22 protein-coding genes and 1 pseudogene are annotated in these 26,776 nt (G+C 52.9%); 11 read left to right on the forward strand and 12 right to left on the reverse strand.

Features of this window, described 5'->3' with window-relative positions; all coding sequences use genetic code 11:
* Positions 1-15: 15 nt before the first annotated feature.
* The gene (locus GBAG_RS03095; protein WP_425591287.1) at positions 16-2,427 is read right to left on the reverse strand and encodes a glucose/quinate/shikimate family membrane-bound PQQ-dependent dehydrogenase; all 2,412 of its coding nucleotides are present in this window, start codon (positions 2,425-2,427) and stop codon (positions 16-18) included.
* Between the two features lie 160 nt (positions 2,428-2,587).
* Here GBAG_RS03095 and hpt point away from each other — a divergent pair, with 160 nt between their 5' ends.
* Positions 2,588-3,124, forward strand: a complete 537-nt coding sequence (gene hpt / locus GBAG_RS03100; protein ID WP_034460899.1) for a hypoxanthine phosphoribosyltransferase — start codon at positions 2,588-2,590, stop codon at positions 3,122-3,124.
* 52 nt (positions 3,125-3,176) lie between these two features.
* On the opposite strand, the gene can is transcribed toward hpt, so the two are convergent.
* Positions 3,177-3,857 (reverse strand): carbonate dehydratase, encoded by a 681-nt coding sequence (gene can, locus GBAG_RS03105; RefSeq protein ID WP_034493430.1) that lies wholly within the window; start codon positions 3,855-3,857, stop codon positions 3,177-3,179.
* 121 nt (positions 3,858-3,978) lie between these two features.
* On the opposite strand from can, the gene GBAG_RS03110 reads away from it, so the two are divergent.
* The 4 genes from GBAG_RS03110 (at position 3,979) to GBAG_RS03125 (ending at position 7,552) form a co-directional block, all read left to right on the forward strand.
* Positions 3,979-4,905: an ABC transporter ATP-binding protein gene (locus GBAG_RS03110; RefSeq protein WP_034493432.1), complete on the forward strand. Its 927-nt coding sequence runs from the start codon at positions 3,979-3,981 to the stop codon at positions 4,903-4,905.
* Entirely contained in the window at positions 4,902-5,672 is a 771-nt protein-coding gene (locus GBAG_RS03115) for an ABC transporter permease (RefSeq protein WP_034493435.1), read from the forward strand. The genes GBAG_RS03110 and GBAG_RS03115 overlap by 4 nt, the downstream gene beginning before the upstream one ends.
* A 117-nt stretch (positions 5,673-5,789) precedes the next feature.
* On the forward strand, positions 5,790-6,221 hold the full coding sequence (locus GBAG_RS03120; RefSeq protein ID WP_034493437.1) for a PTS sugar transporter subunit IIA: 432 nt from the start codon (positions 5,790-5,792) through the stop codon (positions 6,219-6,221).
* A gap of 83 nt (positions 6,222-6,304) precedes the next feature.
* Positions 6,305-7,552 (forward strand): polysaccharide deacetylase family protein, encoded by a 1,248-nt coding sequence (locus GBAG_RS03125; RefSeq protein ID WP_034493456.1) that lies wholly within the window; start codon positions 6,305-6,307, stop codon positions 7,550-7,552.
* A 67-nt stretch (positions 7,553-7,619) separates the two neighbouring features.
* On the opposite strand, the gene panD is transcribed toward GBAG_RS03125, so the two are convergent.
* The 9 genes and pseudogenes from panD to thpR all read right to left on the reverse strand — a co-directional run bounded on the left by panD (position 7,620) and on the right by thpR (position 14,587).
* Positions 7,620-8,000 carry an aspartate 1-decarboxylase gene (gene panD / locus GBAG_RS03130; protein ID WP_034493438.1) on the reverse strand — a complete coding sequence of 127 codons (381 nt, stop codon included), beginning with the start codon at positions 7,998-8,000 and terminating at the stop codon, positions 7,620-7,622.
* A 97-nt stretch (positions 8,001-8,097) separates the two neighbouring features.
* A complete protein-coding gene (gene panC / locus GBAG_RS03135; RefSeq protein ID WP_034493439.1) occupies positions 8,098-8,952 on the reverse strand; it encodes a pantoate--beta-alanine ligase in 855 nt (284 codons plus the stop codon).
* Between the two features lie 13 nt (positions 8,953-8,965).
* Positions 8,966-9,760 carry a 3-methyl-2-oxobutanoate hydroxymethyltransferase gene (panB, locus tag GBAG_RS03140; RefSeq protein ID WP_034493440.1) on the reverse strand — a complete coding sequence of 265 codons (795 nt, stop codon included), beginning with the start codon at positions 9,758-9,760 and terminating at the stop codon, positions 8,966-8,968.
* 42 nt (positions 9,761-9,802) lie between these two features.
* Positions 9,803-10,282 carry a 2-amino-4-hydroxy-6-hydroxymethyldihydropteridine diphosphokinase gene (gene folK / locus GBAG_RS03145; protein ID WP_034493441.1) on the reverse strand — a complete coding sequence of 160 codons (480 nt, stop codon included), beginning with the start codon at positions 10,280-10,282 and terminating at the stop codon, positions 9,803-9,805.
* A complete protein-coding gene (gene pcnB, locus GBAG_RS03150) occupies positions 10,279-11,676 on the reverse strand; it encodes a polynucleotide adenylyltransferase PcnB (protein ID WP_210434936.1) in 1,398 nt (465 codons plus the stop codon). The genes folK and pcnB overlap by 4 nt, the downstream gene beginning before the upstream one ends.
* 56 nt (positions 11,677-11,732) lie before the next feature.
* Positions 11,733-12,628, reverse strand: a pseudogene (gluQRS, locus tag GBAG_RS03155) (tRNA glutamyl-Q(34) synthetase GluQRS).
* Positions 12,629-12,698: 70 nt separating this feature from the next.
* Complete coding sequence (dksA, locus tag GBAG_RS03160; protein ID WP_034493443.1) at positions 12,699-13,154, reverse strand: RNA polymerase-binding protein DksA; 456 nt, start codon at positions 13,152-13,154, stop codon at positions 12,699-12,701.
* Positions 13,155-13,342: 188 nt separating this feature from the next.
* On the reverse strand, positions 13,343-14,047 hold the full coding sequence (sfsA, locus tag GBAG_RS03165; RefSeq protein ID WP_034493444.1) for a DNA/RNA nuclease SfsA: 705 nt from the start codon (positions 14,045-14,047) through the stop codon (positions 13,343-13,345).
* Positions 14,048-14,587 (reverse strand): RNA 2',3'-cyclic phosphodiesterase, encoded by a 540-nt coding sequence (thpR, locus tag GBAG_RS03170; RefSeq protein WP_034493445.1) that lies wholly within the window; start codon positions 14,585-14,587, stop codon positions 14,048-14,050.
* Positions 14,588-14,661: 74 nt separating this feature from the next.
* On the opposite strand from thpR, the gene hrpB reads away from it, so the two are divergent.
* From hrpB to fhuB, 6 genes are all read left to right on the forward strand, one after another.
* Positions 14,662-17,094: an ATP-dependent helicase HrpB gene (gene hrpB, locus GBAG_RS03175; protein ID WP_034493446.1), complete on the forward strand. Its 2,433-nt coding sequence runs from the start codon at positions 14,662-14,664 to the stop codon at positions 17,092-17,094.
* A 78-nt stretch (positions 17,095-17,172) separates the two neighbouring features.
* Positions 17,173-19,728, forward strand: coding sequence for a bifunctional glycosyl transferase/transpeptidase (gene mrcB, locus GBAG_RS03180; protein ID WP_034493459.1), 2,556 nt, complete (start codon positions 17,173-17,175; stop codon positions 19,726-19,728).
* A gap of 211 nt (positions 19,729-19,939) precedes the next feature.
* The gene (fhuA, locus tag GBAG_RS03185) at positions 19,940-22,174 is read left to right on the forward strand and encodes a ferrichrome porin FhuA (RefSeq protein ID WP_034493447.1); all 2,235 of its coding nucleotides are present in this window, start codon (positions 19,940-19,942) and stop codon (positions 22,172-22,174) included.
* Between the two features lie 47 nt (positions 22,175-22,221).
* Complete coding sequence (fhuC, locus tag GBAG_RS03190; RefSeq protein ID WP_034493449.1) at positions 22,222-23,019, forward strand: Fe3+-hydroxamate ABC transporter ATP-binding protein FhuC; 798 nt, start codon at positions 22,222-22,224, stop codon at positions 23,017-23,019.
* Entirely contained in the window at positions 23,019-23,918 is a 900-nt protein-coding gene (fhuD, locus tag GBAG_RS03195; protein ID WP_034493450.1) for a Fe(3+)-hydroxamate ABC transporter substrate-binding protein FhuD, read from the forward strand. The genes fhuC and fhuD overlap by 1 nt, the downstream gene beginning before the upstream one ends.
* The gene (gene fhuB, locus GBAG_RS03200; RefSeq protein ID WP_034493451.1) at positions 23,915-25,900 is read left to right on the forward strand and encodes a Fe(3+)-hydroxamate ABC transporter permease FhuB; all 1,986 of its coding nucleotides are present in this window, start codon (positions 23,915-23,917) and stop codon (positions 25,898-25,900) included. The genes fhuD and fhuB overlap by 4 nt, the downstream gene beginning before the upstream one ends.
* Before the next feature lie 104 nt (positions 25,901-26,004).
* Here fhuB and GBAG_RS03205 read toward each other — a convergent pair.
* Positions 26,005-26,776, reverse strand: a 772-nt coding sequence (locus tag GBAG_RS03205; protein WP_034493453.1) for an aminotransferase class III-fold pyridoxal phosphate-dependent enzyme, incomplete at its 5' end; no start/stop codon positions are given.

Raw genomic sequence — 26,776 nt, forward strand, 5'->3', positions numbered from 1 at the left:
GCGTAACCCACTAAATTACTTCGCGTCCGGCAAAGCGTAAGCGACGATGTAATCGCCCATCTTCGTTCCAAACGAACCATGGCCGCCCGCAGAAATGACCACGTACTGTTTGCCATTCACTTCATAAGTCATCGGCGTTGCCTGTCCACCAGCTGGCAGACGTGCTTCCCACAGCTTGTCACCGTTGCTCATATTGTACGCACGCAGGTAGTTATCTGCGGTTGCGCCAATAAACAACACGTTCCCGGCGGTAGAAATTGGGCCGCCAAGCATCGGCATCCCCATTTTAAACGGCAGTGGGAGCGGTGAGCTGTCGCGAACAGTACCGATACGTTTCTTCCACACCACTTCGTTGGTTTTCAAATCTACCGCAGAAATGTAGCCCCATGCCGGTTGCTTACACGGCAAACCAAACGGAGAGAGGAACGGATTCAGCGTCACGCCATATGGTACGCCGTACTGTGGCTGGATGCCCGTTTCAGTGCCTGAACCTTTGGCATCTTTCGGCGGCTCCATCGGGTTGCCTGGGCCGCGAGGCATCAACCTGGAAACAAACGGCAGCGCCATTGGGTTGGCAATCGCAACCTGACGATTCGGGTCAACCGAAATCCCACCCCATTCGAACATCCCCAGGTTACCTGGGAACACAAGTGTGCCTTGCTCAGACGGTGGTGTGAAAATGCCTTCATAGCGCAGCTTGTGGAAGATAATGCGGCAGACCATCTGGTCGTACAGCGTGGCACCCCACATATCCGCACCGCTCAGGTCTTTCTTCGGACGGAAACTCAAATCCGAGAACGGCTGAGTTGGCGTCACGTAATCGCCTTTTGCAGCACCTTGTGGCACTGGTTTTTCCGGAGCCGGAACCACCAGTTTGCCGTCACGGCGGTCGAGCACAAAAATATTACCGGTTTTCGCAGGCGCGTAGATAACCGGAACGGTTTCGCCTTTAACGGTAATATCCGCAAGCGTTGGCTGCGACGGCATGTCCATATCCCACAAGTCATGGTGAACTGTTTGATAAGACCAGGCCAGTTTGCCGGTGGTGGCGTTCAGCGCCAGAATGCTGCTGGCATAACGCTCCTGTTCCGGTGTGCGGTTCCCGCCCCAGATATCTGGCGTGGTAACACCCATCGGCAGGTACACCAAATCAAGCTTCGCGTCGTAGGCCGCAGGTGCCCAGGAGTTTGGCGAGTTAATGGTGAAGTGGTGTTCATCGCCCGGAACGGTATTCGGGTCTTTCGCACCCGGGTCGAATGCCCACAGCAGCTTGCCGCTGTTCACATCAAAGCCACGAATCACACCAGACGGCTCGCGCGTCGAGTAGTTATCCGTCACAGCACCTGCAATCACGATAACTTTATCGGTGATGATAGGCGGTGAAGTCGGCTCATACATACCCGGCGTGGTGACCGGCATGTTGGTTTGCAGATTCAGAATGCCTTTGTTAGCAAAGCTTTCGCACAGCTGACCGTTATCGGCATTAATCGCAAACAGGCGGCCATCATTCACCGGAAGAATGATTCGACGTGGGCAGTCTGAAACCAAATCCGGGCTTGAGTTAGCCGCTGTCGCTTCGTGATAAGAAACGCCACGGCAGGTCACGTGCTGGAACGAAGGGTTGGTATCCAGACGCGGATCGAACTTCCACTTCTGCTTACCGGTGGCGGCATCCAGTGCAAATAATTGCTGGTGCGCAGTACACAGGTACAGCGTGTCGCGGATTTTAATCGGGGTCACTTCGTTCGTGATTTCACCCGGATCGGTAGGGCGCTTCACATCACCGGTCTGGAAGGTCCACGCTTCTTTAAGCTCACCGACGTTTTTATCGTTGATCTGCTTTAAAGGGGAGTAGCGTTGGCCTTCCTGGTTGCGACCATACGCAGGCCAGTCGGCATCCGGAATGGTGGCGCTCGCCGCCGGAGGCGTTTGAGCATCAGCACTGAGCGTGCCGTTGATCTCTTGCGGGTCGTTAAATACCGCCCAGACCAGCCCAATCACGGTGATGACTAATACCGCGCCCAATGCCGGAGCCGCACCCGCTGATGGCTTAATCAGCTGACGGTACACAAACGGCAGCAGTAGCCACACGCCGAAGAAGAACAGAACGTCTAAACGCGGGGTTAATGCCCAGAAATCGAAACCGACTTCCCAGACAGACCACGCGACGGTGCAAAGCAGTAATACGGCATAAATCCAAAGTGCCAGAGCTTTACGTTGCCAAAGTAACCATGCGGTGATGAGCATCACCGCGCCTGCAATTGGGTAGTACCAGGACCCACCAATTGCCACTAACCATATCCCGCCAATGAATAAATACAGTCCGCTCAGTACCGCAAACAGGACTGTTAAGGTTGCGATGACTCGCGAACCACTGTTATTTGTTTTCACAATTATCACGCTCTTAAAAGTTTGATAGCAATTCATTATAGTTATTAACAAGTGTGATATTCATCACATAAATGGCTTTTTTACCAATTGGGCACGGGAATGGGTTTTGCTGTTATACTGCTGGCCTGAATATTTTGTGTTGGCTGATATTTGACCGACATCGAATGATTTATTTTTAAATCATATGGTTATAACTATGAAACATACTGTTGAAGTGATGATCCCCGAAGCGGAGATCAAAGCCCGTATCGCTGAACTGGGTCGTGAGATCACTGAACATTATCGTGATAGCGGTAGTGATATGGTGCTGGTTGGCCTGCTGCGTGGCTCATTTATGTTCATGGCGGATTTGTGCCGTGAAGTGCAAGTGCCCCACGAAGTCGATTTTATGACCGCATCGAGTTACGGCAGCGGCATGTCTACCACCCGTGATGTGAAAATCCTGAAAGACCTTGATGAGGATATTCGCGGTAAAGACGTGCTGATCGTCGAAGATATTATCGACTCCGGTAATACCTTGAGCAAAGTGCGTGAGATCCTGAGCCTGCGTGAGCCAAAATCACTGGCTATTTGTACGCTGCTGGATAAACCGGAACGCCGCGAAGTAGACGTGAACGTGGAGTGGGTTGGTTTCGCCATTCCTGACGAGTTCGTAGTGGGTTATGGTATTGATTACGCTCAGCGTTATCGCCATCTGCCGTACGTCGGCAAAGTGGTTCTGCTGGACGAATAAGTCGATAGCATCCATTAAAAAAGGGCCATTAAGGCCCTTTTTGCTATCTGACTTACTGCGAAGGTGTTCTATTCTTATGGCTGATATGGGAGTTTTGCAGGTTTGAAATCCCGCTGCGGTAACCTTGCTCCAGCGATTCACGGCTGGTAGCGGTGACTTCTAAATCGCGCAGGCGACCATCGTGAATACCGTAAGCCCAACCGTGAACTGTCACTTTTTGCCCGCGTTTCCACGCGGACTGCATAATGGTGGAATGACCGAGGTTATAAACCTGTTCCATCACATTCAGCTCGCAAAGTGTGTCCAGGCGCTGCTCCGGTGGGAGTTCTCCCAGCAGCGAGCTATGCTTGAACCAGATATCGCGAATGTGCAGCAACCAGTTGTTGATAAGCCCTAAGTCCGGGTTCTCAACCGCCGCTTGTACACCGCCACATCCGTAGTGACCGCAAATAATAATGTGTTCAACTTCAAGAACATCAACCGCATACTGCACAACGGAAAGGCAATTCAAGTCCGTATGAATAACCAGGTTTGCGACATTACGGTGAACAAACAACTCGCCAGGCTCAAGCCCGGTCAGACGCTCTGCGGGTACACGACTATCAGAACAGCCAATCCACAAGAAGCGAGGCTTTTGGGCTTGAGACAAACGTTCGAAAAAGCCCGGGTCTTCGTCCTCCATCAGTTTTGACCAGACCTGGTTATTGCTGATGAGGGTATCTATGTCTTTCATGGAAGTTAACAACCTGTAACGGAAGAAGTGCGTTGAGGTAATATAGGGCAACTGATAGTGCAACTGAAATAATTTTTAAACAGCTTAACTTTTTTGTACCGGACAAGGTAACCGTATATCCATGACAATTGCATTAGAACTGGAACAGTTAACGAAAACCTATCCCGGCGGTGTTCAGGCGCTGCGTGGCATAGATCTTCGTGTTGAAGCAGGTGACTTTTATGCGCTGCTGGGGCCCAATGGCGCAGGGAAATCCACCACCATCGGTATCATCAGTTCGCTGGTTAACAAAACTTCTGGCCGGGTTCGTGTGTTTGGTTACGACCTGGAAAAAGACGTGGTTAACGCTAAACGTCAGCTCGGACTGGTGCCACAAGAATTTAACTTCAACCCGTTTGAAACCGTGCAGCAAATTGTGGTGCATCAGGCGGGTTATTACGGCGTCGAACGTGCGGATGCCATCGCGCGTAGCGAAAAGTACCTGAAACAGCTCGATCTGTGGGAAAAACGCAACGAACGTGCGCGTATGTTATCCGGCGGCATGAAGCGCCGTTTGATGATTGCCCGTGCCTTAATGCACGAGCCAAAACTTCTGATCCTCGATGAGCCAACTGCGGGTGTTGATATCGAACTTCGCCGCTCGATGTGGGGCTTCCTGAAGGATCTGAATGATAAAGGCACCACCATCATTCTGACCACTCACTATCTTGAAGAAGCAGAAATGCTGTGCCGCAATATCGGTATTATTCAAAACGGCGAGCTGGTAGAAAACACCTCGATGAAGTCATTACTTTCAAAGCTGAAATCAGAAACGTTTATTCTCGATCTTGCGCCGAAAAGCCCGTTGCCAAAACTCGATGGCTACCAGTATCGCCTGGTGGACACCTCAACACTTGAAGTGGAAGTGCTGCGTGAGCAAGGGATTAATAGCGTATTCAGCCAGTTAAGCTCGCAAGGAGTTCAGGTGTTAAGTATGCGTAACAAAGCTAACCGTCTGGAAGAGTTGTTCGTCACGCTGGTTAACGGCCCGAAAGGAGGAAAGGCATGATGCATCTCTATTGGGTCGCGTTAAAAAGTATCTGGACCAAAGAAATTCACCGTTTTACGCGTATCTGGATTCAAACTTTAGTGCCGCCAGTTATCACCATGACGTTGTATTTTATTATCTTTGGTAATCTGATTGGCTCGCAGATCGGCTCCATGCATGGTTTCACCTACATGCAATTTATCGTGCCGGGTCTGATCATGATGGCGGTGATCACCAACTCTTATGCCAACGTGGCTTCTTCATTCTTTAGCGCCAAATTCCAGCGCAATATTGAAGAGTTGCTGGTGGCTCCGGTTCCAACCCACATTATCATCGCGGGCTATGTTGGCGGTGGCGTGGCGCGTGGCCTGTGTGTCGGCATTCTGGTGACGGCTGTTTCATTGTTCTTCGTGCCATTCCAGGTTCACTCGTGGCTGTTTGTCGCGTTGACGCTGTTACTGACCGCCATTTTGTTCTCGCTGGCCGGTTTGCTTAACGCCGTGTTTGCCAAAACCTTTGACGACATCAGCCTGATTCCCACCTTCGTGCTGACTCCGCTGACCTATTTAGGCGGCGTGTTCTACTCTCTTTCATTGCTGCCACCTTTCTGGAAAGCGCTGTCTCACCTTAACCCGGTGGTGTATATGATTAGCGGCTTCCGTTATGGTTTCCTCGGCATCAATGACGTGCCGCTGTTGTTTACCGTTGCGGTGCTGGTGGGCTTTATCCTGGCCTTCTACATTCTGTGCTGGTATCTGATTCAACGCGGTCGCGGCCTGCGCAGCTAACATCTATACCCCCCGAAATGGGGGGTTATCGAAGAATTTTCTTACTCAGTTTTGATTAGCATCAGGGAGCTTACTTTTCGCTCTGGCACACTTGCGCTCTGCGAAAAGGAGAACGCCATGTTAGGTTGGGTTATTGCCGGTCATGACTACTATGCTCAGGATATGCTGGATGCAATCGAGCGACGCTTTGGCCCACAGTCGCAATGCTACGCGGTGAATTACTGGAAAGGGTTGAGCACCAATATGCTGAGCCGAATGATGTGCGATGCGTTGTATAACTGCGACTCTGGCGATGGCGTTATTTTTCTGACCGATCAAACCGGTGCGGCGCCATACCGTACTGCGGCACTGATGAGCCACCAACATTCTCATTGCGAGGTGATTTCTGGCGTCACGCTTCCCACGTTATTTGCGATGCGCGCCCAGCGCGAAACGCTAACCAGCGAACAATTTCGCGACCGCATTGTTGAGCAGGGTGGCGGTGATATCACCAGTCTTTGGCATCAACAACAAAAGAATCCCCCGTTCGTCCTACTCCACCAATATTGATTTGAGAGGTTGGTATTGAGTGAGCTTTTGTTAGAATGGCGACTCTTTCCGCCATTGAAACACTCAGTGCAATCAAACTCGTTATGCTAACTCGCCTTCTTTTTTCCGTGTTGATGCTAATTTGTGGCAGCAGTGCGAATGCCAGCCTGCTCAGCAGCCATCACACCCCCGCGCAATACATGCAGACCACCGAAGACGCCGATATCTGGGCGCAGGTTGGGGACAAAGTTATTTCTGTTGGCACAATTGAGGAAGGGCAGATACTGGCCGTTGTGCCAATTGCCGCGGATTATTATGAGTTTAGTTTCGGTTTTGGTACCGGTTTTATTGATAAAACCCATCTGGAACCGGTGACGGGTAAACAGCGAGTCGAAGACCGACTGGGTGATTTGAACAAGCCACTCAGTAATCAAAATCTGGTCACTTTCCGCGATGTCACCGTATACAACGCGCCCGACAACGGCAGCGCACCGTTTGGCACGCTGGCAGATAATTTGCGTTACCCGATTATTGCTAAACTGAAAGACAGGTTGAACCAGACCTGGTATCAAATCCGAATTGGCAACCGTCTGGGGTATGTCAGCAGCCTTGATGCGCAGCCCGATAACGGCATTCCAGTGCTGACCTATCACCACATCTTGCGCGATGAAGAGAACACCCGCTTCCGTCATACCTCAACCACTACCTCGGTTGTTGCATTCAGCAACCAAATGACCTGGCTGCGCGATACGGGTTACACCACGCTCACGATGTACCAGCTTGAAGGCTATGTGCGTAACCGTATGAACCTGCCAGCGCGGGCGGTGGTGATTACGTTTGATGATGGCCTGAAATCGGTTTATCGCTACGCTTATCCGATCCTTAAAGAGTACGGCTTTAAAGCGACGTCCTTTATTATCTCGTCGCGCATAAAAGCGCACCCGCAACCCTGGAATCCAAAATCGCTGCAATTTATGAGCCTCTCGGAATTGCAGGCCAGTCAGGATGTGTTTGATATCCAGTCGCATACGCATTTTTTGCATCGCGTTGACGCCAACCGCCAGCCGACACTTTTACGCCGAACCTATCGCAATATTCTGCTCGATTTTGAGCATTCAAGACGCGCGCTGGCCCAGTTTAATCCGCATGTTTTATACCTGTCGTATCCGTTTGGCGGCTACAACGATAAAGCGGTACAAGCCGCGAATGATGCGGGTTTCCATATGGCGGTGACAACGGTGCGCGGGAAGGTGAAACCGGGAGATAATCCGTTTTTGCTAAAACGGCTTTATATTCTGCGTACTGATTCGCTGGAAACGATGTCGCGGTTGATTAGTAACGAGACGAAATAAAGGTAACGCCCTCATCCCGGCCCTCTCCCTCAGGGAGAGGGCCGGGATGAGGGCGTTTTGACGCCGATTACGCCACCTGAACCGGTACGGCTTTCGCCAGGCGTTTCATTTCGTTATCGCCATCGAAATAGGCCACTTTTGGCTGCCAGCTACGCGCTTGCTCATCCGGCATGGTGACGTAAGTCGCGATAATCAGAATGTCACCAACATCAGCACAATGTGCCGCAGCGCCATTTACCGAAATGATTTTAGAACCACGTTCGCCAGCGATAGCGTAAGTTGAAAAACGCTTACCGTTGGTGACGTTATAAATATCAATGGCTTCATATTCCAGAATGCCTGCCGCCTCAAGGAAGTCCTGATCGATGGCGCAGGAGCCTTCATAGTGCAAATCCGCCTGCGTCACTTTGACACGGTGAAGTTTGCCTTGCAGCATGGTGCGTATCATAGCTTAAACCTTCATCACTAGAGTTACGTAAGCAGCAAGCCAGAATGCTTGCCACCGGAATTTAGTCGGGCAGTATTGCCCGATTTTATGACGCTGTCTACTGCGCCAGCTCGACCTGAATATTATCAATCAAACGCGCCTGGCCCAGCCACGCGGCCATAAGCACAACCGCGCGTTTGCTCTCAACATTCAGCTCCAGCAGGGTATCGGCATCGCGAATTTGCAGGTCGTCAGAACGGAAACCTTTTTCGTTAAGCTCGGTTGCGGCGATCGCCAGCATCTCTTCGGTATCACGCTCACCGGCACGCAGTTTATCGGCAAGTGATTGCATCACCTTATGTAAACCCGGCGCGATTTTGCGCTGCTCGGCGGTCAGATAACCATTGCGTGAACTCAGCGCCAGGCCATCTTTCGCACGCACCGTTGGCACGCCGATGATTTCAATGTCGTAGCCCATGTCCGCCACCATTTTGCGAATCACGGCGACTTGCTGGAAGTCTTTTTCGCCGAAGCAAGCGATGTCAGGCTGCACCATATTAAACAGCTTGCTGACGATGGTCGAAACGCCACGGAAATGCCCAGGGCGGCTTGCGCCTTCAAGCATTGTCGAAAGGCATGGCACTTCGACAAAGGTCTGAGAATCCAGGCCTTGCGGGTAAATATCGGCAGGAGCAGGTGCAAATACCAAATCCACTTTTCGACGATTCAGTTTTTCGCAATCTTCCTGCAAGGTGCGCGGATACCGGGTTAAATCGTCCGGACGGTCAAACTGCATTGGATTAACAAAAATAGTGGTGACCACCACATCGGCACGGCTTTTGGCATCATCGACCAGCTTCATATGCCCGTCGTGCAGGTTGCCCATCGTCGGCACCAGCGCGATGCGTTTGCCTTCCTGGCGCCAGCGGCGAATTTGCTGACGTAACAGCGGTATGGTTTCGATAATCAACACAACCCTTCTCCTGTCAGTGGAAACTGTGTTCTTCACCTGGATAGGTGCCGGACTCAACTTCGGAAATGTACTGTCGCACCGCAGCGCGCATATCACCGGTTCCGGTGAGGAAGTTCTTCGCAAACTTTGGAATATGGCCGCCGGTAATGCCAAATGCATCATGCATCACCAGAATCTGCCCGTCAGTGACGTTGCCTGCACCGATGCCGATAACCGGAATGGTCAGCGCCTCGGTGATGCGTTTCGCCAGTGCGACCGGCACGCATTCCAGCACTAATAATTGTGCACCTGCGGCTTCGAGAGCAACGGCGTCATCAAACAGTGTTTGCGCAGCGGCTTCATCACGCCCCTGAATCTTATAGCCACCGAAGATATTGACCGACTGCGGCGTCAGACCCAAATGCCCGCAAACGGGAACGGCACGCTCGGTCAGCATTTTGACAGTGTCAGCCAGCCAACGACCGCCTTCAAGCTTGACCATATTGGCACCGGCGCGCATCAGTTCGGCGGAGTTGGCAAAGGTTTGTTCAGGCGTGGCGTAAGACATAAACGGCAGATCGGCCAGCAGCAGGCAATTTGGCGCACCACGGCGCACGGCGCGTGTGTGGTAGGCAATATCCTGCACGGTGACGGGCAGAGTGGAGTCGTGGCCCTGAACAGTCATCCCTAACGAATCACCAACCAGCAGCACGCCAATGCCTTCATCGGCAAACAGTTTTGCAAAGCTGAAATCGTAGGCGGTGATTGTCGCGAATTTGCGTTGAGCCTGTTTCCACTGGCGCAACTGAGACATGGTGGTTGGTTTCATGGCAGTCCCGGAATGATATTAATTAAATGAACACGTCCCTGGTTACCACAAACTAATCCCATCCTGGGAGAGGTGTTTTAAAACGTCAGCCACGCGCTGTCCACCAGGGAACGCGCTATCAGGCGCAATTTCCAGCAGCGGAACCAACATAAATGCGCGGTTTTTCATATCGTAATGCGGCACGGTAAGCGTAGGTGTTGCGATAGTCAGATTACCGAACAGCATAATATCGAGATCGAGCGTACGCGGCCCCCAACGTTCTGCTTTGCGCACACGACCATGCTCTAACTCAATACGTTGAGTGTGAGCCAGTAAGCCTTCCGCAGACAGTTCAGTTTCCAGTGCGACGGCAGCATTTAAGTAATCAGGTTGGTCTTGCGGGCCGAGTGGCGGGGTGCGGTAGAAAGAGGAAATCGCAACCACCCGGCTTTGCGGAATGGTTGCCATGGCGTCAAGCGCGTGAGTCACTTGCTCAAGCGGAGACGCCTGGTTGCTGCCTAGCGCGATGTACGCAAGCGTCATGCACTTCCACCGCTGCGCGGTGCACGCTTACGCGGGCGACGATGACGGCGGCGGACGGCTGGCTCATCACCTAACACATCGAGCATATCTTTTTGCGCAGGAGGAGCCGCGACCTGGAATTCACCCCACCACTTGGTCAGGCGTTGTAATTCCTGGTTATTTTCTACTTCTGCACGCAGCGCCAGTAAATCGTACGCCGCACGGAACTTAGGATGCTCCATCAGTTTCCATGCGCGTTTGCCCTGGCGGCGCGACAGGCGAAGCTGCAAGCCCCAGATATCACGCACCAGTGTGGTAATGCGTTTTGGAATCGCCAGCGCACGGCAGGCTTCATCCAGCACTTCATTCATTGCCAGTGCGAATGCGTCCATATAAGCAAGGCCGCTTTCCTGAGTCAGCTTCTGAGCCATCTCAAGCTGCGGATACCAGAACATGGCAGAGAACAAGAAGGCCGGATTAACGCGCATATCGTTATGAATGCGATTGTCGGTGTTCTTCAGCACCTGGTCGATCATGCGTTCCATCGGGCTGTCACCCTGCTCGGTAAAGTAGCGGGTGATGGATGGGAATAACGGCTGGAACAACTGGTATTCGCGCAGTAATTCGTAGGTCGCGTAACCGTGGCCAGCTTGCAGAAGTTTCAGGGATTCTTCAAACAAGCGGGCAGGGGGCACGTCATTAATCAGTGTCGCTAAACGCGGAATCGGCTCGCCGGTTTCCGGGCTAATCGTCATATTCAGCTTGGCGGCGAAACGCACAGCACGCAGCATACGCACCGGGTCTTCGCGATAGCGGGTTTCAGGGTCGCCAATTAAGCGGATAACGCCGTTGCGTAAATCACGCAGGCCACCGACATAATCACGCACTGAGAAATCAGCCACGCTGTAATAGAGGCTATTGATAGTGAAATCGCGGCGCTGGGCATCTTCTTCGATAGAACCAAAGATGTTGTCGCGCAGCAGCATACCGTTCTGGCCGGTCTGGGAAGTCTGTTTATCAGACTTCTGCTCTTCGTGGTGCCCACGGAAAGTGGCGACTTCAATGATTTCCGGCCCAAACATGACGTGAGCCAGACGGAAGCGGCGGCCAACCAGGCGGCAGTTGCGGAACAGTTTACGAACCTGATCCGGTGTTGCGCTGGTGGTGACGTCAAAGTCTTTCGGGCGTTTGCCAAGCAAAAGGTCACGAACACCACCACCCACGAGGTAAGCCTCATAGCCTGCTTTGTTCAGACGATAGAGCACCTTGAGGGCATTTTCACTGATATCTTTGCGGGACAGAGCGTGCTGGTCACGCGGAATTACCGTGATTAGCGGGAGATCTTCATTCTCCTCGACCACGACATCATCGCGGTTAAGCACCTTGCGGCAAAAATTAGCGACTCTGGTAAAAATAGTACACCTCGGCAGTGTCAATCATAGGGACAAAAAAAACAGCGGCTAATCATAGCTCAGTGTGTGGCATTTGAGAACGACGTATTCACGACGAGCCTGGCACAATGGCTTTCAGCGACCAGGTTTGTACCGCTTGAGTGAGTAACTCACTCAACGTCAAATCTTGCCAATGAGCGATTTCCGGCTGATTCAAAAATGTTAGCGCAGCATGGATTACGGGACGCGGATCGCCTTGTGGAAGGGCTGGCGCGTGATTTTGCTTCGATAATTTTGCGCCATGTTCATTAAGCACCAAAGGCAAATGAACGTAATCTGGAACCTTCCAGCCAAATTGTTGATACAGCGAAATTTGTCGAACGGTTGGCTCAATTAAATCGGCACCGCGCACAATTTCGCTCACGCCCTGGAAATTATCATCCACCACTACAGCAAGATTATACGCGAATAACCCATCACGACGGTGAATGATAAAATCTTCACGCGCCAGGGATTCGTCAGCAATTAACGTTCCGTATAGTTTATCTTCAAAACTTAATACCGGATGGCGTTGCACAAAACGCAGTGCCGCATTATCTGACCCGTGATTTAGCGTGCGGCAATGGCCATCGTAAAACCCGCCGATTTGTTGAATTCGGCTGCGAGTGCAGGTGCAGTAATAACTCAAACCTTGCTGTTGTAAAAACGAAAGGGCTTCACGATAAGCCTCATGGCGTTGTGATTGCCATAAAACCTCGCCATCCCAATGCAAACCGTAATGGTCTAATTGCTGCAATATGGTGGTCGCGGCTCCAGGCACTTCGCGCGGCGGGTCGATATCTTCGATACGCACCAGCCACTGGCCGTGTTGAGAGCGAGCTTGCAGGTAACTGCCGAGTGCGGCAATCAACGAACCGAAGTGGAGTTCACCCGAAGGCGAGGGTGCAAAGCGCCCGATGTAGTGAGATGTGGTCATTTTTCAGGGAGCTAGAAATGAATAAGGCGGGAGAGACTCCCGCCTTTGAAAGTGATGAAATCGCGAGCTGTTAGCCAGCCATTTGTTTTTCGCGGATTTCTGCCAACGTTTTGCAATCAATGCACAAATCAGCTGTCGGGCGAGCTTCGAGGCGGCGGATGCCGATTTCAACGCCACAAGATTCGCAGTAGCCGAAATCTTCGTCTTCTACTTTCTTGAGAGTCTTCTCGATTTTCTTGATCAGTTTACGTTCCCTGTCACGGTTACGCAGTTCGAGGCTGAACTCTTCTTCCTGGGCTGCACGGTCTACCGGGTCCGGGAAGTTTGCTGCTTCGTCTTGCATATGCGTCACCGTGCGATCAACTTCATCCATAAGTTGGCTACGCCAGGCTTCAAGAATAAGCTTGAAGTGCGACAGCTGGGCTTCGTTCATATACTCTTCGCCCGCTTTCTCCTGATATGGCTCCACCCCAGCGATGGCGAGGATACTCAGGGACGATGTTTTACGCTTTTGCCCTTCTTGCATGTTGTTTCTCCTTAACACGCACTATCGGTCCCCTGTTCGGGGGAAAATCAGGCCGCTATAAATAGCAGATGCTTTTCAGGATGGCAATTATATAAATTCCTCTCTTGACAACCCTGTGAAGAAAAGCGTATTTACGCGAACCGCCAGCACACAAAACAGACAAACGTTAACTGCTCTTTATTAAGAAATTATAAACAGACAGGCAACGGCGAAATTAGAGTAAGCCCTCGGGCAGAAAGTTCGGCCTTATAAGCAATTATTTCAACTCCGCACTGTTGCGCCTCGTATAACAGTTGCGCGTATTTTGCGTCGATGTGGCGTGCCGGGGAAACTTGAGTGATAGCAGAATGCAATACTGCAAACAGCAATACCGCGCGTTCGCCCTGCAAAACCACGCTCATCAATTCCCGCAAATGCTTCTGGCCACGAAGGCTGACAGCGTCTGGGAAATAGCCACATCCTTGTTGTGATAACGTGACTGATTTCACTTCAATATAGCAGTTAACCTTGCAATCTGCTTGTAACATAAAATCAATGCGGCTGCGTTCAGCGCCGTACTTTACTTCACTTTTAATTGCTGTATAGCCCATTAATTCTGAAATGCTTTCTGCATTCAACGCTTCTTTCACCACGGTATTGGCACGTAACGTATTCACACAAATAAACTCACCATTTTGCGTCTGCGTGATTTCCCAGGTGTGAGGATATTTACGTGTCGGGCTATCAGACGTGGAATACCAAACAGTGTCGCCGGGCGTTGCACAGCCGGTCATTGCCCCGGTGTTTGGGCAATGGAGCGTCAACTCTTCACCAGACGGAGTCACCACATCGGCCAGAAAACGTTTGTAGCGTTTGATCAGCGTGGCCTGCTGCAACGGCGGGGTAAATTCCATTCACTCTTCCTTATTACTTAGTGTCCAGCGTTGTAATTCCTGGTAACGAGTGCGGCCCTGTCTGAATACAGACTCATACAGGGCAAATTCATCGACCTTAAACTGCCAGCGAAAATTAGGGGGTGGGATGGTGACCGCTCGCGGCGTGTTGCGATAAAGCGTGATATGCGGATGAAACGGCTGCGGGCTTTGGTAACAGCCATTACGCGCCGCCTGGGAACGTAACATATTCGCCAGTTGAATTAATCCTAAAGGTGCGTGACGTGGGCCAATCCACACAACGTTTGAGCGCAGCCATTGCCCGGCATCGTCTATCGCCAGGGTAAAACCTTTCTGTCGAATGCGCCCGGCGAGTTGGCTCAACGCTTTTTGTTTATCCGCGCTGATATCACCCAAAAAGGCCAGCGTCAGATGCAAGTTTTCGGCGGCCACCGGGCGTCCGGTATCTTCAGGGAACTGTGTGGCGCGCCAGTGGATAATCTGTTGTTGCACCTCTTTGGGTAGCTCGAGGGCAAAAAACAGACGGCGAGTCTCAGCCATATTGGTTCTCTCAATAATGTCTTGTCGTAATGCTACAATAGCGAACTTCGCATCATACCCGTTTGGAGCCGTCTGTGTCGTCATTACCGGTTGCCGCAGTGCTACCCGATATTCTTAACGCCTTACAAAACGCACCGCAGATTTTACTGAGCGCGCCAACGGGTGCCGGTAAATCAACCTGGTTACCGTTGCAGATTTTACAGCAGGCAAACTTAGGCGGGCGCATTCTACTGCTGGAACCTCGTCGCCTGGCGGCACGTAATGTGGCACAGCGTCTGGCTGAGTTATTGGGTGAAAAGCCCGGTGAAACAGTCGGCTACCGGATGCGTGCCGAAACCTGTGTAGGGCCAAATACGCAGCTTGAAGTGGTAACCGAAGGTATTTTGACGCGCATGATTCAGCACGATCCTGAACTCGCCGGGGTGGCGCTGGTTATCCTCGATGAATTCCACGAACGTAGTCTGCAAGCCGATCTGGCGCTGGCGCTGTTACTCGACGTGCAGCAAGGCTTACGCGATGACCTCAAGTTGCTGATTATGTCGGCAACGCTTGATAACTCACGCTTGCAGCAATGTTTACCTCAGGCGCCGGTTATCAGTTCTGAAGGGCGGGCATTTCCGGTAGATCGTCGCTACAGCCCGCTTTCAACTCACCAACGTTTTGATGAAGCCGTCGCCATAGCGGTGGCGAATTTGCTGCGTGAAGAGTCAGGCTCGTTATTGCTGTTTCTACCCGGTGTGGGTGAAATTCAGCGTGTCGCGCAGCAACTGCAAGAGCGCGTCGCAAGCGATGTTCAGCTTTGCCCGTTATACGGCGCATTGCCTTTGGGCGAGCAGCGCAAAGCGATTTTGCCTGCGCAGAACGGCATGCGCAAAGTGGTGCTGGCGACCAATATCGCCGAAACCAGTCTGACCATCGAAGGCATTCGCCTGGTCGTGGACTGCGCGCAAGAGCGTGTCGCTCGTTTTGATGTGCGCACCGGGTTAACGCGCCTTGTCACTCAGCGCATTAGCCAGGCGTCGATGATTCAGCGTGCCGGGCGAGCAGGGCGTCTGGAGCCAGGGATTTGTTTGCATCTTATCAGCGCGGAGCAGGCTGAGCGTGCGAGCACTCAAAGCGAGCCGGAAATCCTGCAAAGTGACCTCTCCGGTTTGCTGCTCGATTTACTGCAATGGGGCTGCTCAGACCTGAATCAACTGACGTGGCTTGATACGCCGCCTGTCGCCAATATTGCGGCTGCACGCACTTTATTACGCCAGCTCAACGCGCTTGATGAGCAAAACCGGCTCACGCCCACAGGCCAGAAAATGGCGAGTCTCGGTAACGACCCGCGTTTTGCCGCCATGTTAGTCAATGCGAAAACGGCAGATGAACAGGTAACGGCTGCCCGTCTGACGGCGATTCTTGAAGAACCTCCGCGAGGCCAGGATAGCGATTTGCGGAACGCGTTTAGCCGTCGTCAGGAAAACTGGCAGCAGCGCAGCGGGCAATTGCTAAAAAGGTTGAACAGCCGTGGCGGCGAAGCCGATTTCTCTCTTGCCGCACAGTTAATGGCGCAGGCTTTCCCCGACAGAATCGCTCGCCGTCGGGGTCTGGATGGTCGTTACCAGTTAGCCAACGGCATGGGGGCGATGCTTAATCAGGACGATCCGTTAACGCGTTACGAATGGCTATTAGCACCGCTATTGTTGCAGGGGAGCAATACGCCCGACGCCCGTATTTTACAGGCCATTCCTCTGGACATCGACGCGCTTGCGGCGCAATGTCCGGCACTGCTAACCCAAAGCGACTCCGTGGAATGGGATGAAACGCAAGGCACGCTGAAAGCGTTTCGTCGCACGCAAATTGGCAAACTGGTGTTGAAAGTTCAGCCACTGGCAAAACCATCCGAAGACGAGCTGCATCAGGCGATGCTTAACGGCATTCGTGATAAAGGTTTGGCCGTTTTGAATTGGTCGCCTCAGGCGCAACAGTTCAGAACACGTCTGGCCTGTGCGGCAAAATGGCTGCCCGAACTGCAATGGCCTGAAGTTTCAGACAACGCCTTGCTCGGAGCGCTAGATCGCTGGTTATTACCTGAACTGCATGGTGTACACTCGCTGCGGGCATTAAAAAACATTGATGTCACACGTGCGTTACAGAACTTGCTCGACTGGAACGCGCGCATACGTCTGGATAGTGCGCTGCCAACTCATTACACTGTGCCGACCGGAAGCCAGATAGCGATTCGCTATGACGATGAAAACCCGCCTGTTCTTGCGGTTCGTATGCAAGAAATGTTTGGCGAGGCACAAACACCGGTGATTGCCGATGGTCGTGTGCCGTTGGTTCTGGAACTGCTCTCCCCGGCGCAGCGCCCTTTGCAGATAACGCGTGATTTAACCGCATTCTGGAACGGTGCATACCGGGAAGTGCAAAAAGAGATGAAAGGACGTTATCCAAAGCACGTCTGGCCGGATTCGCCAGCAGATGCGCTGCCAACGCGGCGCACTAAAAAGTACCAATAACTTTGAGAGATTTCCTCTTTTGCGTTTAGCGAAAGAAAGGAAAATCAGGCCGTGCGCCTTATTTTGGTGGAGAAAGCAATGGCGGGGAATGACCGCGAACCTATTGGACGTAAAGGCAAACCTTCACGTCCCGCAAAAGAGAAAGTCAGCCGTCGTCGAGTCCGGGAAGAGGAATACGACGCGGATTATGACGATGATTACGATGACGAGGAACCGATGCCGCCACGTAAAGGAAAAGGCAGCGGCAATGGCCGTCCGCCACGTAAAAAGCGCCGCTGGTTGTGGTTCTTAGTAAAACTGTTTGTGGTCTTCGTGGTGCTGTTTGTGATTTACGGCGTCTACCTTGACCAGAAGATTCGCACGCGCATTGATGGCAAAGTCTGGCAGCTCCCGGCGGCAGTTTATGGCCGTATGGTGAACCTTGAGCCGGATATGCCGTACAGCAAAAAAGAGATGGTCAACCTGCTGGAAGCGACTCAGTACCGTCAGGTAACTAAAATGACGCGTCCTGGTGAGTTTACGGTGCAGGGCAATAGCATCGAGATGATCCGTCGTCCGTTCGATTTCCCTGATAGTAAAGAAGGGCAGATCCGCGCACGTCTGGTGTTTGATGGCGACCATCTGGATTCTATCCAGAATATGGATAACAACCGTAGCTTCGGTTTCTTCCGTCTGGATCCGCGCCTGATCACTATGTTGTCTTCGCCGAATGGCGAGCAGCGTCTGTTTGTGCCGCGCACCGGTTTCCCGGAGCTGTTGGTTGATACCCTGATTGCCACTGAAGACCGTCATTTCTATGAGCACGATGGCATCAGCTTCTACTCTATTGGTCGTGCGGTGCTGGCTAACCTCACTGCCGGTCGTACCGTGCAGGGCGCGAGTACGCTGACGCAGCAGTTGGTTAAGAACCTGTTCCTGTCGAGCGAACGCTCTTACTGGCGTAAAGCGAACGAAGCGTACATGGCGCTGATCATGGATGCGCGTTACGGCAAAGATCGCATTCTTGAGCTGTACCTGAACGAAGTGTATCTCGGTCAGAGCGGCGATAACGAAATTCGCGGCTTCCCATTGGCGAGCCTGTACTACTTCGGTCGCCCGGTTGAAGAACTGAGCCTTGACCAGCAAGCGTTGCTGGTGGGGATGGTGAAAGGGGCGTCGATTTACAACCCATGGCGTAACCCAAAACTGGCGCTGGAACGACGTAACCTTGTGTTGCGCCTGCTGCAAGAGCAGAAGGTGATCGACCAGGAATTGTACGACATGCTGAGTGCTCGCCCGCTGGGTGTGCAACCGCGTGGTGGTGTGATTTCGCCACAGCCTGCGTTTATGCAGATGGTGCGTAACGAACTCCAGACAAAACTTGGCGATAAAGTTAAAGATCTGTCTGGCGTGAAGATCTTTACTACGTTTGACTCCGTTTCCCAGGATGCGGCAGAAAAAGCGGTGAGCGAAGGGGTTCCGGTACTGCGTGCCTCCCGTAAGCTCAAAGATCTCGAAGCGGCCATGGTGATTGTTGACCGCTCTACCGGCGAAGTTCGTGCCATGGTGGGCGGGGCAGAAACGCAATTCGCAGGCTTTAACCGTGCGATGCAGGCGCGTCGTTCCATTGGTTCTCTGGCGAAACCAGCGACGTATCTGACGGCTCTAAGCCAGCCGGATGCGTACCGACTGAATACCTGGATTGCCGATGCGCCAATCGCGTTGAAACAGCCAAACGGGCAAGTGTGGTCGCCGCAAAACGATGACCGTCGTTACAGTGAGAGTGGCAAGGTCATGCTCGTGGACGCGCTGACGCGTTCGATGAACGTGCCAACCGTCAACCTGGGTATGGCGCTGGGCTTGCCAGCGGTAACCGATACCTGGGTTAAACTTGGCGTGCCGCAGAACCAGTTGCACCCGGTTCCGGCTATGTTGCTGGGGGCGCTGAACCTGACGCCAATCGAAGTGGCTCAGGCGTTCCAGACCATTGCCAGCGGCGGTAATCGCGCAACGCTGTCGGCGTTACGCTCGGTGATTGCTGAAGACGGTACCGTGTTGTATCAAAGCTTCCCGCAGGCGGAACAAGCTGTTCCACCTCAGGCGGCGTACATGACGCTGTTTACCATGCAGCAGGTTATGGCTCGCGGTACAGGGCGTGCGTTGGGTGGCAAATATCCGAACCTGCATCTGGCAGGTAAAACGGGGACGACCAACGATAACGTCGATACCTGGTTTGCCGGTATTGATGGCAAAGAAGTGGCTATTACCTGGGTTGGGCGTGATAACAACCAGCCGACCAAGCTGTATGGCGCAAGCGGTGCGATGTCGTTGTATCAGCGCTACCTTGCTAACCAGACGCCAATTCCGTTGGTGCTCAATCCACCGGAAGATATCGTCGATATGAGTGTGGATAGCGCGGGTTACTTCCAGTGCGGCGGTGGTGGCGATCGTACGTTGCCAGTGTGGACGACGAATCCAGACGGTTTGTGTCAGCAAAGCCAGCAGGCTGAGCAAAACAACAATCCGTTTAGCCAGTCGCAGGGGCAGCCTCAACAACAGCAGCCGCAGCAACAACAGCAACAACAACCACAGCAACAGCCAGAAAAAAGTGATGGCGTTGCCGGGTGGATTAAGGACATGTTCGGCGGTAACTAATCCTCGCTGTATTCTGAAAAAGCCTCCGTTTGTAACGGGGGCTTTTCTTTTTTGTTAAGTCCATGCAATTACTCTGGTTAATTATTATTCCCTCGCACTCGTTAGGGGTGTGATCTGCTTGCTATGCGCTTTCCGTTTCGTCTATTATTCTGCGGGCATAATAATAATTATCGTTTACGTTATCATTCGTCACTTCATCAGAGAAACCATAATGGCGCGTTTAAGAACTGGACAACCAGTCAACACCTCTCTCCGTAAACTTGCATTTTTTGTTGCGGCCACCGTGAGCGGTGTGAGTGCATCAAGTTTTGCAGCAGACAACACAACAACTAAAGAAGACACCATCACGGTTTCCGCAAACGCTGCGGCTGATGAAAGCGCGTGGGGCCCGTCACCAACTATCGCGGCTAAACGCAGCGCGACCGCGACCAAAACAGATACCCCAATCGAAAAGACGCCGCAGTCTATTTCGGTTGTGACCAACGAAGAGATGCAGATACATCAGTTCCAGTCGGTGAAAGAAGCCCTGGGCTACACCCCCGGCGTGACAGTAAGCAGCCGTGGCGCTTCGAACACCTATGATTTTGTTATCATTCGTGGCTTTTCCTCTGTTGGCCTGAACCAGAACAACTATCTGGATGGCCTGAAAATGCAGGGCGATTTCTATAACGATGCCGTCATCGACCCTTATATGCTGGAACGTGTAGAACTGATGCGCGGCCCGACTTCCGTGTTGTACGGAAAAAGCAGCCCGGGCGGTATCGTTTCTATGGTCAGCAAGCGCCCGACCACAGAACCGCTTCATGAAGTTCAGTTCAAAATGGGCACTGACAGCCTGTTCCAGACGGGTTTTGATTTCAGCGACGCGCTGGACGACGATGGCGTGTATTCCTACCGCCTTACCGGTGTTGCGCGTTCTGGTAACGAACAGCAGCAGGGTGCAGAATCGCAGCGTTATGCTATCGCGCCTTCTTTCTCATGGCGTCCGGATGACAAGACTAATTTCACCTTCTTGTCCTATTTCCAGAATGAACCAGAAACCGGTTATTACGGCTGGTTGCCAAAAGAAGGGACGGTTGAACCACTGCCAGGCGGCGGTCACCTGCCAACTGATTTCAATGAAGGTGCCACGAACAACAGCTATTCCCGTAACCAGAAAATGGTCGGTTACAGCTTCGAACACGGCTTTAACGACACCTTTACCGTGCGTCAGAACCTGCGTTTCGCTGAGATGAAAGTTGATCAGCAAAGCGCATACGGCACCGGGCTGTGTAACAACAGCATGAATGCCTTCAACGTTTACTGTCAGGCAATGTCACCAGAGCAGCAGGCGCATTATTTGGGCCGTGGCACTGTTGTTGATAAAGAACGTCTGCAAAACTTTAGCGTTGATACCCAACTGCAAAGCAACTTCGCGACTGGCGCGGTTGAACACACTCTGTTAACAGGTGTGGATTACTCGCGTATGCGTAACGATATCAGCGCCTTGTTTGGTAATGCTCCTCCGCTGGATTTGAATAATCTGCCGCCAATGGAACCGGTTGATTTCGGCGAAGCTGTGCCTTATCAGATGAACGAAAGCGAGCAAACCGGTCTTTACGTTCAGGATCAGGCTGAGTGGGACAAATGGGTGCTTACACTGGGCGGCCGTTACGACTGGTCTAAGCAAGCGACCACAGTGCGCAGCGACAACGGTTACATCGAGCGTAACGACAAACAATTTACCTGGCGTGGCGGTGTGAACTACCTGTTTGATAACGGTATTTCACCATACATCAGCTACAGCCAGTCTTTCGAGCCTAACGCCTTTAGCCTGTACAGCACGCCGCGTGTCGCTTATGAACCTTCCAAAGGTGAGCAATACGAAGCGGGCGTGAAGTATGTGCCGAAAGATATGCCGGTGGTGATTACCGGTGCGGTCTATCAGCTGACCAAGTCTGATACGCTGATGACTGACCCAACGAATGCTTACAACCAGGTTCCTGCGGGTGAAGTTCGTGCGCGTGGTGTGGAACTGGAAGCGAAAGCCGCTCTCAATGCCAACATCAACGTCACCGCGTCTTATACCTATACCGATGCGGAGTACACCAAAGACACTACTTTGCAAGGCAACACGCCTGCGCAAGTGCCAGAACACATGGCTTCGCTGTGGGGTGATTACACCTTCAACGATGGCGTGCTGAGTGGTCTGACTCTGGGGACGGGCGGCCGCTTCATTGGTTCAAGCTACGGCGATCCGGCTAATACCTTCAAAGTCGGTAGCGCAGCGGTGCTGGACGCAGTGGTCAAATATGACCTCGGTCGTTTCGGTCTGAATGGTTCAAGCATTGCGGTAAACGTGAACAACCTGCTTGACCGTGAATACGTTGCCAGCTGCTTTGAAACCTATGGTTGCTTCTGGGGCGCAGAGCGCCAGGTTGTTGCGACTGCAACATTCCGCTTCTAAGTGTATTCGGGCACGGTTCGCCGTGCCCATCAACAAAGATGGCTCCCATGCAGGACAAACACCTTCATCCCGATACCACGTTTAGCCTCACTGACGTTACTTTCCGCGTACCCGGTCGCACGCTTCTCCATCCGCTTTCCATTACCTTTCCCGTTGGAAAAGTGACGGGTCTGATTGGGCATAACGGCTCGGGGAAATCGACGCTGCTGAAAATGCTGGGCCGTCATCAGAAATCTTCTGCCGGGGAAATTAATCTTAACGACCAACCGCTGGATAGCTGGAGCAGCAAAGAATTTGCGCGCAAAGTCGCTTATTTACCGCAGCAACTTCCGGCCGCAGAAGGCATGACCGTACGTGAGCTAGTGGCGATTGGTCGCTATCCGTGGCACGGCGCGCTGGGTCGTTTTGGCGTGGCGGACAGGGAACTGGTTGAAGAGGCGATTACGCTGGTTGGCCTGAAGCCTTTTGCTCATCGCCTGGTTGATAGCCTTTCCGGCGGCGAACGCCAGCGGGCATGGATTGCGATGTTAGTCGCGCAAGACAGCCGCTGCCTGTTGTTGGATGAACCAACGTCGGCGCTGGATATTGCCCATCAGGTTGACGTCCTCGCGCTTATCCATCGCCTGAGCCAGGAACGTGGTCTGACGGTGATTGCAGTACTGCACGATATCAATATGGCCGCCCGCTATTGCGATAACCTTGTAGCGCTGCGTGGCGGTGAAATGATTGCTCAGGGAACCCCTGCCGAATTAATGCAAAGCGAAACGCTGGAGAAGATTTACGGTATTCCTATGGGGATTCTGCCACATCCTGCGGGTGCGGCTCCCGTGAGTTTTGTTTACTAATGAGTGAATTGATTAATCCTTCAATGAGCCGTCGTCAGCTACTGGCGGCACTCGCGCTCTCGCCGTTACTGCTCAAAATGGGCAATGCTCACGCGGCTTCAATTGACCCTCATCGCATTGTGGCGCTGGAATGGTTGCCCGTTGAACTGATGCTGGCGCTGGGCGTAAAACCCTATGCGATGGCCGATATCGCCAATTATCAAGCCTGGGTCGGCGAGCCCAAATTGCCTGCTGGCATTATCGACGTTGGGCTGCGAACTGAACCCAATCTTGAGCTTCTCACCCAGCTAAAACCGTCGCTGATTCTCTATTCCGCAGGCTACGGCCCGGCACCTGAAAAAATGGCGCGCATCGCACCCGGTCTGGGTTTTAGTTTTAACGATGGCTCAGGCAAACCGCTGACCGTCGCTCGCAAGTCTCTGACAGAACTGGGCGAAAAACTGGGGATGCAGCAGGCAGCAAAAGATCACTTACTGAAATTTGACCAGTTTATCGAGCAGATGAAACCCCGCTTTGCCGGGCGTGGTGATAAACCCGTTTTACTGATGACATTATTAGATTCCCGCCATGCGCTGATTATCGGCAAAAATAGCTTGTTCCAACAGGTGATGGATTTGCTCGGAGTGAAAAATGCCTGGTCTGGTGAAACTAACTTCTGGGGCAGCGCGGTGGTTGGCCTGGAGCGTTTAGCCGAAGTGAAAGACGCCGACGTCATCTGTTTTGATCATAATAATGATGCGGAAATGGCCCGCGTGACCGCCACTCCGTTGTGGAATTCGATGCCTTTCGTGCGCCAGAATCGTTTCCAACGAGTCCCTCCGGTCTGGCTTTATGGCGCGACGCTTTCAGCTATGAGCTTCACGAACACGCTGGCGAAAGCCATAGGGAGCCAGGCGTGAAGCATCGTCATGCTTTGTTCCCGGCGATCTTGTTATCGCTGCTGTTTGTGATTGCCTGCGCGCTGACGCTGCACAATCTCAAGGCTCAGCTTCCATCTGCCCTGTGGGTATCCGCCTGGTGGCAGCCAAATATCGATGACATCAATCAGATGTTATTCCACTACAGCTTGTTGCCTCGTCTGGCCATTTCCTTATTGGTCGGGGCAGGGTTGGGGCTTGTGGGCGTGCTATTCCAACAAGTTCTGCGAAACCCTCTTGCGGAACCCACCACGCTTGGCGTGGCGAGTGGTGCGCAGCTCGGCGTTACTGTCGCTACGCTGTGGGCGCTGCCCGGTGGATTCGCGACGCAACAATTTGCGGCCTTAGTGGGCGCGGGCGTGGTCGGTTTACTGGTGTTCGGCGTGGCGTGGGGTAAGCGTTTATCGCCGGTCACGTTGATTCTGGCCGGTCTGGTACTGAGCCTGTATTGCGGCGCGGTGAATCAATTACTCGCGATTTTCCATCACGACCAGTTGCAGAATATGTTCCTGTGGAGCACCGGTTCCTTGAACCAGCAGGACTGGGATATCGTGAATGGCCTGTGGCCGCGTCTGGTTGGCGGATTGTTATTAACGCTGTTGCTGTTGCGCCCGCTAACGCTGATGGGCCTCGACGATGGCGTGGCGCGTAATCTTGGCCTGGCGCTTTCCATGGTGCGCCTCGCGACACTGGTTTTGGCGATTGCCATTAGCGCATTGCTGGTCAATGCGGTGGGGATTATCGGTTTTATCGGTTTGTTTGCACCGCTTCTGGCTAAAATGCTGGGAGCGCGTCGCCTGGTGGCTCGGCTATTCCTCGCGCCGCTTATCGGGGCATTAATTCTCTGGCTGTCGGATCAATCCGTTATCTGGCTCACCAGCGCATGGCGTGAAATTTCTACCGGCACTGTGACGGCTTTGATTGGTGCGCCGTTACTGCTCTGGCTTTTGCCGCGTCTGCGAACGGTGGGTACGCCTGCCATGAACCAGGGCGATAACGTTCCGGTTGAGCGTCAGCATCTGCTCTGGTGGGTGTTGATTGGCAGCGGCGTGTTAGCGTTGGTTATCGCCACCGCATTGACGATGGGGCGCGACGTACAGGGTTGGAATTGGGTGAGTGGTTCGTTATTCCATGACCTGTTGCAGTGGCGCTGGCCGCGCGTTCTGGCCGCACTCACTGCGGGCATGATGTTGGCCGTCGCCGGGAGCGTGATTCAGCGTTTAACCGGCAACGCAATGGCAAGTCCGGAAGTCCTGGGCATCAGTTCTGGTGCGGCATTTGGTGTGGTGGTGATGCTGTTTATTGTACCTGGAAATGCCTTTGGCTGGTTATTCCCGGCGGGCAGTCTGGGTGCTGCGGTGACGCTTCTGGTGATTATGGTCACAGCCAGCCGTGGCGGTTTTTCCCCTCAGCGCATGTTGCTGGCCGGGATGGCGCTGAGTACCGCTTTTACCATGTTGCTGATGCTGTTGATGGCAAGCGGCGATCCGCGTATGGCGGGAATACTCACCTGGATTTCCGGTTCAACGTACAACGTGACCGGCGACCAGGCTGTCAGAACGCTGATCCTGATGGTTATCTTATTCGCGCTGACGCCGCTTTGCCGCCGTTGGTTGATGATTCTGCCATTAGGTGGCGCGACCGCACGGGCAATTGGTATGGCGCTGACGCCATCGCGTTTTGCTTTGCTTTTGCTGGCTGCAACATTAACTGCTGCCGCAACCATGACCGTTGGCCCGTTGAGTTTTGTCGGCTTAATGGCGCCGCATATTGCCCGGATGTTAGGTTTCCGGCGTGCAATGCCACAACTGATTATGTCGGCGTTATTCGGTGGGATGCTGATGGTCGCGGCGGACTGGTGCGGGAGAATGATTTTGTTCCCGGATCAGGTTCCAGCCGGGTTGTTGGCGACGTTTATCGGTGCGCCATATTTTGTTTATTTGCTGCGTAAACAGACCCGGTGATTTGTGTTCACCCTCACCCTCACCCTAACCCCTCTCCTGAGGGAGAGGGGACGGATCGTTTTTCCCCTCTCCTGGGGGAGAGGGCCGGGGTGAGGGGCAAAAGATTACAGCTTCGCAAACACCCGACGCGCGGCGTCAATCGTCTTCTGAATATCTTCTTTCGAATGCGCAACTGACATAAAGCCTGCTTCAAATGCAGACGGTGCCAGGTAAACGCCTTCTTCCAGCATCAAATGGAAGAACTTCTTAAAGCGCTCAACGTCACACGCCATCACATCCTTATAGCTCGTCACAGACTCTGCATCGGTGAAGAACAAGCCGAACATGCCGCCGACGTTATTGACAACCAAAGGAATGTTTTCTTCTTTCGCGGCTTTCAACAGCCCATGCGCCAGCATTTCAGTCAGCTCAGTCAACGTCTGGTGAATGCCAGGTTGAGAGACTTCTGTCAGGCATGCGTAACCTGCGGCCATCGCGATTGGATTACCAGAAAGCGTACCCGCCTGATAAACCGGGCCGGTTGGTGCCAGTGCGTCCATGATTTCACGGCGGCCACCGAACGCACCGACTGGCATTCCGCCACCGATGATTTTACCCAGGCACGTTAAGTCAGGCTCCACGTCGTAGTAAGACTGCGCGCCCGCCAGTGCAACACGGAAGCCAGTCATCACTTCGTCGATGATAAACAGGGCGCCAAACTCATCACACAGGGCGCGTAAGCCCGGCAGGAAATCGGCGTTTGGTGGAATGCAGTTCATGTTGCCCGCGACCGGTTCAACGATGATACAAGCGATATCCTGCGGATACTGCTCGAATGCTGCACGCACGCTGGCAAGATCGTTATAGGTGCAGGTGAGGGTGTGTTTGGCGAAATCA

It is taken from the genome of Buttiauxella agrestis ATCC 33320 (genome assembly GCF_000735355.1).
Taxonomy (GTDB): Bacteria; Pseudomonadota; Gammaproteobacteria; order Enterobacterales; family Enterobacteriaceae; genus Buttiauxella; species Buttiauxella agrestis.

Bases quoted from the DNA above. Each gene is read 5' to 3' on its own strand.
- can (WP_034493430.1), bottom strand. From the start codon at position 3,857: ATGAAAGACATAGATACCCTCATCAGCAATAACCAGGTCTGGTCAAAA.
- GBAG_RS03115 (WP_034493435.1), top strand. From the start codon at position 4,902: ATGATGCATCTCTATTGGGTCGCGTTAAAAAGTATCTGGACCAAAGAA.
- panD (WP_034493438.1), bottom strand. From the start codon at position 8,000: ATGATACGCACCATGCTGCAAGGCAAACTTCACCGTGTCAAAGTGACG.
- fhuA (WP_034493447.1), top strand. From the start codon at position 19,940: ATGGCGCGTTTAAGAACTGGACAACCAGTCAACACCTCTCTCCGTAAA.
- sfsA (WP_034493444.1), bottom strand. From the start codon at position 14,047: ATGGAATTTACCCCGCCGTTGCAGCAGGCCACGCTGATCAAACGCTAC.
- GBAG_RS03125 (WP_034493456.1), top strand. From the start codon at position 6,305: ATGCTAACTCGCCTTCTTTTTTCCGTGTTGATGCTAATTTGTGGCAGC.
- mrcB (WP_034493459.1), top strand. From the start codon at position 17,173: ATGGCGGGGAATGACCGCGAACCTATTGGACGTAAAGGCAAACCTTCA.
- GBAG_RS03095 (WP_425591287.1), bottom strand. From the start codon at position 2,427: ATGAATTGCTATCAAACTTTTAAGAGCGTGATAATTGTGAAAACAAAT.
- dksA (WP_034493443.1), bottom strand. From the start codon at position 13,154: ATGCAAGAAGGGCAAAAGCGTAAAACATCGTCCCTGAGTATCCTCGCC.
- GBAG_RS03110 (WP_034493432.1), top strand. From the start codon at position 3,979: ATGACAATTGCATTAGAACTGGAACAGTTAACGAAAACCTATCCCGGC.
- fhuC (WP_034493449.1), top strand. From the start codon at position 22,222: ATGCAGGACAAACACCTTCATCCCGATACCACGTTTAGCCTCACTGAC.
- GBAG_RS03120 (WP_034493437.1), top strand. From the start codon at position 5,790: ATGTTAGGTTGGGTTATTGCCGGTCATGACTACTATGCTCAGGATATG.
- folK (WP_034493441.1), bottom strand. From the start codon at position 10,282: ATGACGCTTGCGTACATCGCGCTAGGCAGCAACCAGGCGTCTCCGCTT.
- fhuD (WP_034493450.1), top strand. From the start codon at position 23,019: ATGAGTGAATTGATTAATCCTTCAATGAGCCGTCGTCAGCTACTGGCG.
- thpR (WP_034493445.1), bottom strand. From the start codon at position 14,587: ATGGCTGAGACTCGCCGTCTGTTTTTTGCCCTCGAGCTACCCAAAGAG.
- hpt (WP_034460899.1), top strand. From the start codon at position 2,588: ATGAAACATACTGTTGAAGTGATGATCCCCGAAGCGGAGATCAAAGCC.
- panB (WP_034493440.1), bottom strand. From the start codon at position 9,760: ATGAAACCAACCACCATGTCTCAGTTGCGCCAGTGGAAACAGGCTCAA.